The sequence below is a fragment of the Terrimonas sp. genome (genome assembly GCF_003075435.1).
Classification (GTDB): Bacteria; Bacteroidota; Bacteroidia; order Chitinophagales; family Chitinophagaceae; genus Agriterribacter.
In genome coordinates this window covers 1-12,871 of record NZ_QCZJ01000049.1, presented here as the reverse complement: position 1 = coordinate 12,871, position 12,871 = coordinate 1, and the positions used below count along the sequence as shown (strand labels likewise).

Here is a 12,871-nt window from a genome sequence, read left to right as displayed (position 1 = left end):
ACAGCCTATCCTTTTCCCCTTGACGCTCAGCCGCCACTGAATGTCCATTGGTCCCAGATCGCTGAATGGCATTATGACGACTATGATAATATTCCATCACCCGGCGGGCTTACCAAAGACTTTGATGCTACCTATAAAACCGACGATTACATTTACACCACCTATAATACTGCTCCTTACTATCCCCAGGAGCCTGTGCAATCTTTTCAGACAAAAGGAATGGTTACCTGGACCAGAGAGCTTATACTGGGCAGCCAGAATTATATTTATACCGTAAATATTTATGATGATAAGGGAAGGGTGATACAGGTAAAAACCAAAAATTTCCGCACGGGCAGTGATCTTGTTACCACCCAATATAACTGGGTGGGGCAGCCATTGCGTATTGTATATAAACACCAGATGCCGGCCGTAAGCGGAACTACCGGGCAGTCTACGGTTACCCTTACGGATATCAGGTATGATGATCTTGGCAGAGCTGTACAGACGCAGAAAAAGATACAAAATACACTGGTGGAAAGCAATGAATTGCCCGACACCTGGACTAAGATCAACACCAACATATACGATGCCCTTGGTCAGCTAAAGAGAAAAACCATGGGCAACAAGCGGGATGCTACAGGCGCCTATACCAGTTCCATCCTGTCTAACCAGGAGTATGTATATAATGTACGTGGCTGGCTGCTGTCCATCAATAAAGATTATACCAGTGCATCAACCAACAGCGACCGTTATTTTGCCCTTGAGCTGGGCTATGATAAAGACCCTTCCATAGGCAGCAACGATAATAAACAATACAATGGTAATATAGGCAGCATGCTGTGGAAGAGCGAGGGAGACCAGCACAGGAGAAAATATGATTTTACCTATGATAATGCCAACCGGCTTAATGCAGCAAACTTCGGGCAATACACATCAGGTTCCGGGGCATCGGCCGTTTTTAGCAATGGCGTGGTGGATTTTTCAGAATACGGCATAAGCTATGACTATAACGGCAATGTCAAAACTCTTAACCGCAAGGGATTAAAACTTAACAGCTCGCCTGTAATAGACCAGCTTACCTATAGTTATTACTCCTTTGAGAATGCACCATATAAAGTTACCGATGGCATAACCGGCAGCGACAACGGGAAGCTGGGAGATTTTAAAGACGGCACCATTAGCAGCGGAGACTATAATTACAATAATGGCAACGGCAGCCTTACCACGGATTTTAATAAGGGAATAAACTCCATAGCTTACTATAATACCATTGAGCTGCCCAGAACCATTACCACAGATAAAGGCACTGTTGGCTATGTATACAGCACCGGCGGAGAAAAGCTTACCAAACAAACCATAGAAACCGCCGCCACGGTAGCTTACGGGGGTAACACCTATACCAACATCAGTATCACCACCACCACCACTTACCTTGGGGGAGCGGTGTATGAAAGCAAGGCATATACCAACAACAGCACGCTTAACACAGCGCTGGGCTATACCGACAGGCTGCAGTTCATAGCCCATGAAGAAGGCAGGATAAGACCGCAATACAATAATGCCTCCACTCCCAATACCCCTACGGGTTTTGTGTATGATTATTTTATTAAAGACCACCTGGGTAACATAAGAATGGTGCTTACCGATGAGTTCAAGCAGGATATCTATCCTGCAGCAACGCTGGAAGGGGATATCAATACGGATGGCAGTCCCAATGCCTTATTTAAAGAAAAGGATTATTACACCATACCCAATACAGGCAATATTGTAAGCAAACCTTCCGCAGTACCTGATTATAAAAACAAGAATGGATTAACCGGGTCAGCCACCGACCCACCGGTAAACCCCAACCCCAACAGCGTGGTGCTGGCAAGCAGCGCTAAAATGTATAAGCTGGATGGTGTAACAAATAAAATGGCTTTGGGCATTACTTTAAAAGTAATGGCAGGCGACAGGATAGATATTTATGGCAAAAGCTTCTGGGGAACAGCCAACAGTGGCGGCAGCGGCGCCAATGTGCTTACCCCGGTACTGGACATATTGACCGGTATGCTCAGCGGCCCAACAGGCGGCATAGCGGCAGGAGCGCATGGTGGCGTAACAGGAACAGACCTGAATAGTTTAACCAACACAACATCCGGGGTAACAGGATTACAGACACTACAAACCACCGCAGTAGGCAGTACTACCATACCGAGAGCCTTTATCAACTACCTGTTTTTTGATGAGCAATTTGCGGCAACAAAACAAGGCTGCAGCAGGGTAAAAGGCACGGTAAACCAGTTGATGGATCATTATACGGAAGATGCCACGAACATGCAAAATATCACAGCGCCAAAGAACGGATATGTGTATATTTATGTGAGCAACGAAAGTCCCGTTGATGTGTTCTTTGATAATTTGCAGGTGATCCATACCAGGGGAGCGATACTGGAAGAGACGCATTATTATCCGTTCGGGTTGACAATGAGCGGAATATCCAGCAAAGCATTAGCGTTCGGAAACCCGGAGAATAAGTTTAAGTACAACGGTAAGGAAGAACAAAGAAAGGAGTTTAGTGATGGTTCAGGGCTTGAATGGTTGGATTATGGAGCAAGGATGTATGATGCGCAGATAGGGAGGTGGCATGCAGTGGATCCCTCTGCTGATATTTATCCATCATTATCTCCATATAATTATACTGCTAATAATCCCATTAAATTTATTGACCCGGACGGCAGGGAATTTAAGGATAGCACAATTAATGGAAAAACAGAGCGGATAGATACTAAAACGCTTTCTGAGGTAGTAATCGGAAGTTCAAAAAAGAATGTCCAAAACTATTCAACAGTATCAGCTCTTGTTGATGGATTTCGGGCATCCGGAAGAGGAATAGATGATGTTAATTTTGATGCTTATAATGACAGGACGCAAAACTTAATCCGGCTGGCGTTTGATCCGGTTGCTATAAGAATAAGAGAGGATCGAGATGAATATTGGCGTCAGCAAGGAGAGTTGGCAGAGCTTATAGCTTGGTCTTTGGCAGGGGACGGGGCAATAATGGCTTTACGTTGGGGATATTTATCAATTAGAGGGTATGTTGCTGTAAGGAGTATACAACTTGCAAATAGAACAGCAGAATTAACAGCTGCAACAAGGCTTTCTCAATTTACGAAATCGAGCACCTCCCTTGGACAGCAAATGCATAGAGCATACAAAGTTGGTATGGATGGGATAAAAGAGTTTAGGTTACCAAGTGGAAAACGAATAGACTTCCTTGATATCACCAATAAAACAGTTTATGAATTAAAGCCCTTTAATCCAAGGGCTATGCAACAAGGCGAGAAACAACTCCAAACTTATATACAGGAATTACAGAGTATGCCTGAATTTAAAGGTATTCAATGGCAAAAAGTTTTAGATACCTATTAATATGGATAGCAAAGAGTTTAAAAATATTTTTGGTAAGGCGGCTAAAAGTAACGGTTTTGAAAAGACGGTTGGCGGTTGGTATAAAGAAACAGCTGAATGTATTGCTATTCTTGAATTACAGAAATCAAGTTTTGCAAACAGTTATTATTTAAATATTAAAGTTTTTATTCAAGGCGCTTTTGAAAGAAGATATACTCCGAATAAAGATTTAATAAAAAGCGCAATGGGCCATATCACTAAACAGATAAGGGATAAAGATGTTTTAAACCTAGATGACTCAATAAGCGAGGAAAAGCGAGAAGAAACATTAGAAAAGTTGTTTAGCGAATTTATAGTTCCATTCACCGATAAGGTATTATCAAGGTCAGGAATACTAGAACTATCAGAGAAGGGAGAAATATTCTTACTTCCAGCGGTCAAAGTAGTATTAGAGGAAGGTTAAGGATAATTTTCACAAGCAAGCGCAAGCATCCTGTATTGAGCCTATGGTTATTACGAGAATAATACTAAAAATTAAAGTTTGACAGCCCGGCAACATTGCCGGGCTTTTATGTTTTATGATGCCAATTGCTTCTGCAAATCACTTTTAAAGATAAAGGCATCAAGGAACTCTTTAACGAGTTTCTTTTTTTCTGCCGGGAGTTGTTCGATTTTTCTGAATTGAGAAAGCAGTTCTTCATCGTTAATAGCATCGGCGCTTTTATCCTGCAGCGTACCGTTCAGTAAATAATCAACCGTAACATCCAAAGCTTTAGCGATACGGTTTAAAATATCTGCAGCCGGTATAGCTTCACCACGTTCATATTTACCTACGTTAGAGAAATGCACTTTGGCAACCTTGCCCAGGTCCTGTTGTGATATCCCTTTCTTTTTTCTTGCCTCTAAAATCCTGTCAGAAAGTTGCTGCTTCATACTGAAAATATATTGAATGAGGGTGTAAAAGTATTAAATAAGCCATGTAAAATATGGGTTATGAGTAGCGAATGTGAATAAAAGTAGTGAAATAGGTATTTTTAAATAAAGTGAATTGACTATGTTTGCAGTGAAATCGCTATATAAAAAACTTTTGCACATGGCAGTACAAATAGATACCAGCAACCCCAACGCCATCACTTATGTAACGGAGGAATTAGGTTTTACAATCCTGGGCGGCATCCGCATGGACGGACTGGACAGGTTGCGGGTAACGATACGTATAGAGGTTATCAACCGCAAGTTCGAGCATTACCAGAACAACCCGGAGATAGCGGCACTGCCTGTAAACCATAATTTAGATCTATACAATGATGTGCAGGTAGAAAAGCTGATACGCAAAGCAGCAGAACGGTTGGAGGTTGGCACATTGCAGATCACCAAAGCCATTGCAGATATTACAAGGCAGTTGGAGCTGTACAGGTTGCAGCAGATAGAAGAGCAGCAGGCAGCAAGAGAAGTAAAGAAAAAAATATTATTGCCCGGTGAAAGAGAAGCAGCCATAAATTTTTTGATGCAACCCAGCCTGATGCAACGAACAAACGAGCTGATCGGCAAAGCAGGCGTGATAGGTGAAGCAGCCAACAGGCTGTTGATGTACATCATCTTCACCAGTCGTAAAAGAGAAAACCCCTTGCATATTATCAGCTTTGGAAGCAGTGGAGCAGGCAAAAGCCATTTACAGGAAAAAGTAGCGGAGCTGATACCGGAGGAAGATAAAGTGCCCAGCACCAGCTTTACGAGCAATGCGCTGTACTACATGGGCGAATACGATCTGCAGCACAAGATCATTTTAATAGAAGACATGGACGGGGCAGAAACCGTACTCTACGCCCTGCGTGAGCTGATCAGCAAAAAGCATATTATAAAACTTGTACCGCAGAAAGACAGCAAAGGCGTAACCAAAACCATGATGTTTAAAGTAAACGGCCCTGTAACCGTTGCCGGCTGCACCACACAGCAAAGTATCTATGAAGATAATGCAAACCGTTCCTTCCTGATTTATATTGATGAAAGCAAACGGCAGGATGAAAACATTATGCAGTACCAGCGAAAGAAAAGTGCAGGAACGGTAAATATTGCGGAGGAAAATCAAATCAAAGAACTGTTACAAAATACACAGCGTTTACTACAGCCGATACAAATCAGAAACCCTTATGCAGAACTGTTACAGATACCAACAGAAGTTTTTAAGCCGAGACGAACCAATGCACATTATTTACAGTTCATAGAAGCGGTAACTTTTTATCACCAGTACCAGAGAGAGAAATACACAGACCCGGCTACCGGTGAAACTTACATCCATACAACGCCGGAAGATATTGCAGAAGCCAACAAGCTGATGAAAGAAGTTTTATTAAGAAAGGCAGATGAGCTAAGCGGAGCATGTAGAAATTACTTTGAGCAGCTAAAGCAACTATTGCAGGAGCAGCAGCAAAGTACCTTCACCAATAAGGATATCCGAAAAGCACTCAGGCTGCCGGGCACAACGGTAAGGCGTTATCACAATGAGTTATTACAAAACGGCTATATCAGATTACAGCAGAGCGAAAAGAAACAGGGTTACTTATATGAGATAGTGAGCTATGAAGAATATACACAACTGCAAAACAAAATCAGCAGCGTATTAGACGACATACTGCAACAGCTAAGAGCCACTGCGCCATTATTGAGCCAGAAAACAAATGGCTCAATGAAACACAAGCCTGTACAGCGTTCAGAGGCAGCAAGCCAATAGAACAGTAAAACGCATAAGCACAATATTTTTTTAACACATAAACGGTTATCAAATGAAACGATTACCCGTAACGGCAGCGCCGTACCAGTACATAGAGAAAAGCTTTAAGGAGTGGTTAGATATATTGGGTTACTCATGGCAGGCGGTATACTATATGCCGATACAGATACGGGGCTTATTAAACTGGCTTGAGCGCCGTAATAAGACCGAATTAAGCCATATCACGAGTGAAGCTATAACAGACTACTATTACAATGAACTGCGGCAAAGAAAGAATTATTTACACGATGCAGGCACGTTGAGCAATAAGCACCTGAATAAAAATTTACAGGCATTACGAAAGTTCGTTGAGTACCTAAGGCAAACAGGCAAACTGCAAATACCCATGCTGAACATTAAACAGGAAGAAATCATAGACAACAAACCAATGGTATTAACAGAGGCAGAAATACAGCACCTCTACAAAGCAACAGAAATCATACCCGATAAAATGAAACATGCCAAACCAAGAGAGTTTTACGAGATGCTGAACCATAGAGATAGGGCCATGCTGAGTATCTTTTATGGTTGTGGCCTGCGCAGGAATGAAGGCTATCACTTAGATGTAACAGATATCCATATAGAAAGTTCAGTAGTGCATGTACGAAAGGGCAAAGGTTATAAAGAACGTTTTGTACCGGTGAGCAAAAAAGGAATAGAGCATATTACAGCTTACCTCTACGATGCAAGGCCATTAATGATCAGGGATAACCGGGAAGAAGCATTTTTTTTAAGTCACAACGGCAAACGGTTAGGCGGTCAAATGCTCATGCTGAATGTACAGGCGCTGGCAGGAAGAACAAGCGATACAGCATTGCAGCAAAAAGAAATCGGCTTGCACACATTACGACACTCCATTGCAACACATCTTTTAGCCCACGGCATGAGCCTTGAAAAGATCAAAGAATTTTTAGGGCATAGCTCTTTAGAAAGCACACAGATCTATACACACCTCATAACTGAAAAAGATAATGAACAAGTTTAAAGAATGGTTGCAAATAAAAGGTTACAGCAGCAAAACAGTAGACACCATCATTAAGGCAGTGGAATATTTTTTATCGTGGGCAGAGAAAGAAAACCTGCCTACCGGACAGGCAGGCATTACAGACATCAGCGAAACAAGCCACAATGATATTATTGCCTATATACAGCATTACAATATCAAATGCACAGCAAAGAAAACGATTGCTCATTATATACTGCACCTGAAAAAATACTTTGACTGGCTGATGAGTGAAGGCGAAGCAAGCGATAACCCATGCAGCAATATTAAGATCAAAGGCATTAAACGAAGAGTATTGTATGAGCTGTTAAGCATGGAAGAACTGGAAAATCTTTATGACAACTACACAACAGAAATCACCATAGCAAAAACCGACACTATGAAATGCCCGCCACCGGTGCAGTTGCAGCAGCTTGCCCGCAGAAGAAACAAAATAATATTAGGCCTGATCGTTTACCAGGGCTTGCGTACAGAGGAACTTATTAAGCTGCAAATCATTGATGTAAAACTAAGGGAAGGAAAAGTTTTTATAGCCGGAACAAAACGAAGCAACGACAGAACATTGAAGTTAGAAAGCCCCCAGGTTTTTGAATTATTAGACTACATCAATGATACAAGAAAACAAATACTGCAACACAAACGTAACACTTCCCCTGCGGGGGAGATGGAAGGGGCTTTGTTTTTAAACTTAGGCGACAGCGACAATAAAAATAATCTGTTCGCTGTGTTGCTAAGCCACTTAAAGAAGATGAACAGTAAAGTAAAAACGTTAGAGCAGTTAAGGGCAAGTGTAATTACGCACTGGATAAAGCTGTATAATCTTCGTAAAGTCCAGATCATGGCAGGGCATCGCTACATCAGCTCAACAGAAGCCTATAAAGCCAATAATTTAGACGATCTCAAAGAAGACATAACAAAGTATCATCCCTTCTGAGCGGAGCCGGAAAATAACCTCTCCTTTGCTTAACTTTAAAGCCTATCAAAATGAACATACGCTTGAAAAAACAAGAGCAGGTAAAAGTAATGAACACTAGTGATCTGTATACGATCATGCAACGCATATTGCTTCGTGAAAACAAGATAGACCGCAACCGGGAACACTTTTGGACAGTGAGCCTTGATACCGCCTGTAAAATACTCAATATAGAACTCATCAGCCTGGGCAGTGTAAACAAAGTATTGGTAGAACCGATGGAGGTGTTCAGCGTCCCTTTGCAAAAAAGAGCCGTAAGCGTGGTATTGGTGCATAATCATCCGAGCGGCGAGCTTGTGCCATCGGTGGCAGATAAAGACATTACCGACCGGTTGATACAATGCGGGCAGATACTGAATGTGTCCATATCAGATCACCTCATCATCACTGAAAAAACCTATTACAGCTCTATGGAAAGCGGCTTACTGCAAAAGCTGAGGCAAAGTAAAAAATATGTACCGGAGTATAAGCTCAAAGAATTACTGACCAAAGAAATGGAAGCATCTATACGAAAAGATGAAAATGAACAAAAAGCCAAAGCAATGGCAAAAGTCATGAAGCAAAACGGCGAAGCTGTTGAAAAGATCATGCAATACACCGGACTAAGTAAAACAGTTATCCAACGCATCAAAATATAGCCATCGCACAACGCCCATGCTTCCTGCCAGCGATATAGCAAAGCCCGGCATCAGTAGTCACCGGTGATCAGAAGTACAAAGCCCAACAGCAGTACAATAGGTGTTCGGTCTCACGGCCAAGGCAAAAAACCACGCCAAAAAGCCTTCGGCGTTTTTGTCATGGTTTTGCTATGCTTCGTTCGCCTTCACTCCGCCGCCTATGCATCCCTCACATGCCAGCTAACGCTCAAAGCCCGACGACTGCACAGGCATGTGGGGTATGCGGCGGCTCCACCACTGGCAGCCACCTGCCATCGCAAGCGGCACTGGCACAGAACCCATGCTATTTTTTTGCTGGCACAAGACCCACGCTTATTGACATGCCACGCAAAAAAGCCACGTTGTGGTCGTGCCTTCGCTGTTCGTTCCTCACAGCTTCCGGCACTCCCCCCGCTTGCTCATTGGCTGCTTCGGTGGCGATGCCTGCGGCGCTGGCGACAGTGCATATATCAGCAGTTGATTATAGCCACTATCAATATTAACCCGGATGAGCAGATCCTGAACTTTAAACAGTCATTATTAAATGCAGGAGAGTTAGTACATGCCTGCCGCCGCCGATGAGCAGCAGAACATATCCGGGCTATAGTAACGGCGTTGGCTTGCACAAAAAAGATATACGATAAGTTCAGCTTTTGTAACGCTGATGAGCAACCGTACAACCGTCAGCAGTAAATCATTAATCAACTGCATAACGCTTATCATATATCTTTTTTGCGCTGTTGCTTATCCTTCACCTTTAGCAAAAATTATCATCATTGAAAGGGATAAAACATTATTTTTACTATAGTTCTTTGAGACGGGGTTAAAGGTAAAAGCGGATTTTTTTTGGGTAGTTGTACAGGCAAAACTGTAAGTGCGGTAAAAAGTGCGAACTTATTACACCGCCTTCGGACTTACTATGGCGGGGATATCATCAAAAGCTTTAAACGGAATAGCAGAAAACAAGTATAAATACAACGGCAAAGAGGAACAAAGGCAGGAGTTCTCAGATGGCTCCGGGCTTGAATGGCTGGATTACGGAGCAAGGATGTATGATAACCAGATAGGAAGGTGGCATGCGATAGATCCGTTGGCGGATCAAATGAGAAGATGGTCGCCATATAATTATGCGTTCAATAACCCTATCCGATTTATAGACCCTGATGGAATGGCCCCGTATGGAGATTTTATCAATGAAGACGGAAGAAAGATTGGGAGCGATGGTAAGGATGATGGCAAAGTATATGTTATCAAGACTACCCAGAAAAAATTTGATAGTGGTGCTCCTTCTGCCGGTATATCAAAAGATGATGCGAAAGCGACAGAAAAGTTCATTAAGGAAAATGATGGTAATACGGCAGCCTTTGAGGGTAATGATATTGCGTATAAAAACAGTGTTGAAATAGCAGGTGCTTCGAGCACTCGGCAGAGTATGGTTGATATAGTCAATCAAGATAATGGTAAAGGCGGAACAAGTGATGCAAATAATAGAGAGTACGGAGGGGTTATAAAGTTAGATGGTACAGTGGTAGAATCTCCTGCCGGCCCCGTTGCCAACCCTATAACAGATTCCAAAGCTCATATTGATATATCTAGTTTTGACTTCCAATCAACATTCCATTCTCACCCTAGCGGCACAGCTTCAACAGGATCTACAGGTTCTAATACAATAGGAGGTACTACAACTACAGGTTCTTTTCAAAGAGCGCCTTCAAATACAGGTGGAGATATTGAAAATAGTGGCAGTAAAGTACGATATGTTTTTTCTAGAGGCAATGGCGTTGTGTATATGTATAACAACACTGGTGTTATTGCAACTATACCGCAGAAATATTTTGTCACTCCAAATACGCCTAAAAAATAATGAGACATATAATATTTATAGCTTTAGTTTTCCTTAGCTGTGCTTCTTTTGGGCAGAACAGAGTAGATGATTATAGAAAAATGATTGATTCTGCAATCATCATGCAGACAATTTCTATGGAAAATTTTGAAGATAAAGGAGGCATTTATTTAATTGATCAAAATGATCAGCCCTACATTTTTTTATCGAATAAAGATCAATCTAAGTTTAAACCCATTTCTGTATATGCGAAAAACAATAGGAAGCTCTTAAAAAATGGAGTTAATGCTTGGAAAGTTATACCTGCACTGGCCAATAATAAATTGGTAATCCATATAGTAGATTTTACCATCACGTATAAAAAACGTAATTATAATTTTGCTAATGGCGGAGGGGCAAAAGTCGTATTTGAGTATTCTTGTAAGAATGATAGGTGGGAACTAACGGAGTCCAAATGGTCTGGTATATAATATTAAACTAGTCGTAAACTACAAAAGCCCGGCAGTGCCGGGCTTTTGTAGTTTACGAAGCGAGTGCTTTTTTAGCTTTCGTGTTTTGTATGATGTTATCAATAACGAAGTAGAGTTTATCCTTTACATCACTATCGAGCTTTTCAATATCCTGCAGGCGTTTAATGTTTTTCTTATCAAAGCTGGCGTTGATGCCTTCGCCAACCAGGTAATCCATTGATACCTCAAAAGCATCCGCGATTTTCTTTGCCGCGTCAATAGACGGCACGGCTTCGCCGCGTTCATACTTACCGATCATCTCCCTTGATACGCCGCTATGGGTAGCCAGTTCCGTCTGGCTCCAGTCTTTTGCTTTGCGCAAATCAGCAATGATTTTACCTGTTTTTGATGCCATATAAGACCGTATTTGACTGATAATTACAATAAAACCTAAAATTATGTAATTAAAGTGCATAAAAAAATAGCATAGTTCCATTGTGTTTTGGAATTATCTATTACATTTGTGTCTGATAGTTCCGGGAGAAAAATTTTATAAAATTTATCCACATGGCAAAAGAACGCATCAGGAGAGTAAAGCTGCACGGTAAAAACCGCCCTGCAGGGCATGGCGGCTGGCTCTGTAATACTTACAAAGCAGTACCCTGTTTGAACGTAAGCGGGCTGTGGCTTGAGCAGGCAGGCTTTAAGGTGGGTGATGCAGTGGAGATAACGGTGGAGCAAAATACACTCATCATCAAAACCGCACAGTAATGGAGCTAAGGCAGATCAAAGAGCAGCTTACCATTTACCAGGTATTGCAGCACTACGGGTTAAAGCCTGATAAGAATAACCGGCTGCTATGCCCCTTCCACCCGGATAAAACGCCATCACTGCAAATCTATCCTGCTACAAATACCTGGTGTTGTTTTTCTTCCAACTGCAATGCCGGAACAGGAGATGCGATACAGTTTATAGAGCTGAAAGAAAAATGCAGCAAACATGAAGCATTAACCAAAGCAGCATCACTCATCAACGGCAATGAACCGGCAAAGCTCTTTATAGCGGCAGGTTCAAAAGTCCCTCCTTTGGAGGGATTTAGGGAGGCTAAGGAAGCAGTCCTAACCAAGCTGTTTAAATACTTTACCAAAGCCTTACCGTTATCAAAAAAATCGGTTGATTATTTAGAAGGCAGAGCCATTAACTATAAAGCGCATGAAGCGGGTTACAACTCCGGCGACTGGCATCATAAATTAAATGAACCACATTTTATAAAAAGCTGTGAGCAATACGGCTTATTAAAACCAAAGCCGGCCGGCGGTTACAGCACATGGGCAAAGGACTGCATTATCTTCCCGTTAAAGAACCAGGAGGGAAAAATTATATCGCTATATGGTCGCAGTATCCTCACCCCGTCCCTCTCCACGGGTGGAGAGGGTGAAGCCCACGCTTCACGCCATTTTTATTTAAGTAATCGTTCGGGGTTGTACCCTGGTTATCCTGCATTAACTACAAAGAAGCTGATACTTGTTGAAAGCATTATTGATGCAGCAAGCCTGCTGCAACAACAGGCAATCACAGAGCAGTACAGTGTTTTATCATTATATGGAACGAATGGTTTAACTGATGAACACATCAAAGCAATAACAGCGCTACCGCAGCTTGAAGAAATCATCCTGACGCTTGATGCAGACGAAGCCGGCGAAGCAGCCACACACAAACATGCACATGCGTTATATACATTGCTGCCTCATGTACGCATTGCACGTACACACCTGCCATCCGGGGAAGATGTAAACAGTGTATTG

At 42.2% G+C, this 12,871-nt stretch carries 12 protein-coding genes; 10 read left to right on the top strand and 2 right to left on the bottom strand.

Annotation, left to right across the window (positions count from 1 at the left end; all coding sequences use genetic code 11):
- Positions 1–3,393: RHS repeat-associated core domain-containing protein (locus tag DC498_RS25335; protein ID WP_304575554.1), on the top strand; the 3,393-nt coding region annotated here is incomplete at its 5' end.
- Between the two features lies 1 nt (position 3,394).
- Positions 3,395–3,835, top strand: a complete 441-nt coding sequence (locus DC498_RS25330) for a DUF4304 domain-containing protein (RefSeq protein ID WP_116876921.1) — start codon at positions 3,395–3,397, stop codon at positions 3,833–3,835.
- Between the two features lie 113 nt (positions 3,836–3,948).
- Here the strand turns inward: DC498_RS25330 and DC498_RS25325 are convergent, their stop codons facing one another.
- Complete coding sequence (locus DC498_RS25325; protein ID WP_116876920.1) at positions 3,949–4,305, bottom strand: helix-turn-helix domain-containing protein; 357 nt, start codon at positions 4,303–4,305, stop codon at positions 3,949–3,951.
- A 160-nt stretch (positions 4,306–4,465) separates the two neighbouring features.
- Here DC498_RS25325 and DC498_RS25320 point away from each other — a divergent pair, with 160 nt between their 5' ends.
- The 6 genes from DC498_RS25320 (at position 4,466) to DC498_RS25295 (ending at position 11,087) form a co-directional block, all read left to right on the top strand.
- Positions 4,466–6,103 (top strand): hypothetical protein, encoded by a 1,638-nt coding sequence (locus DC498_RS25320; protein WP_206197746.1) that lies wholly within the window; start codon positions 4,466–4,468, stop codon positions 6,101–6,103.
- A gap of 52 nt (positions 6,104–6,155) precedes the next feature.
- Positions 6,156–7,127: a tyrosine-type recombinase/integrase gene (locus tag DC498_RS25315; protein WP_116876919.1), complete on the top strand. Its 972-nt coding sequence runs from the start codon at positions 6,156–6,158 to the stop codon at positions 7,125–7,127.
- Positions 7,114–8,079, top strand: coding sequence for a tyrosine-type recombinase/integrase (locus DC498_RS25310; RefSeq protein WP_116876918.1), 966 nt, complete (start codon positions 7,114–7,116; stop codon positions 8,077–8,079). Before DC498_RS25315 ends, DC498_RS25310 begins: the two co-directional genes overlap by 14 nt.
- 50 nt (positions 8,080–8,129) lie before the next feature.
- Positions 8,130–8,756, top strand: coding sequence for a JAB domain-containing protein (locus tag DC498_RS25305; protein WP_116876917.1), 627 nt, complete (start codon positions 8,130–8,132; stop codon positions 8,754–8,756).
- Positions 8,757–9,693: 937 nt separating this feature from the next.
- On the top strand, positions 9,694–10,638 hold the full coding sequence (locus tag DC498_RS25300) for an RHS repeat-associated core domain-containing protein (protein ID WP_116876916.1): 945 nt from the start codon (positions 9,694–9,696) through the stop codon (positions 10,636–10,638).
- On the top strand, positions 10,638–11,087 hold the full coding sequence (locus DC498_RS25295; protein ID WP_116876915.1) for a hypothetical protein: 450 nt from the start codon (positions 10,638–10,640) through the stop codon (positions 11,085–11,087). Before DC498_RS25300 ends, DC498_RS25295 begins: the two co-directional genes overlap by 1 nt.
- Positions 11,088–11,139: 52 nt before the next feature.
- On the opposite strand, the gene DC498_RS25290 is transcribed toward DC498_RS25295, so the two are convergent.
- Entirely contained in the window at positions 11,140–11,481 is a 342-nt protein-coding gene (locus DC498_RS25290; RefSeq protein WP_116876914.1) for a helix-turn-helix domain-containing protein, read from the bottom strand.
- A 152-nt stretch (positions 11,482–11,633) separates the two neighbouring features.
- On the opposite strand from DC498_RS25290, the gene DC498_RS25285 reads away from it, so the two are divergent.
- The gene (locus DC498_RS25285) at positions 11,634–11,837 is read left to right on the top strand and encodes a SymE family type I addiction module toxin (RefSeq protein ID WP_116876913.1); all 204 of its coding nucleotides are present in this window, start codon (positions 11,634–11,636) and stop codon (positions 11,835–11,837) included.
- Positions 11,837–12,871 (top strand): toprim domain-containing protein (locus tag DC498_RS25280; RefSeq protein WP_116876912.1); only part of this gene is annotated, 1,035 nt, incomplete at its 3' end. The genes DC498_RS25285 and DC498_RS25280, both read left to right, overlap by 1 nt.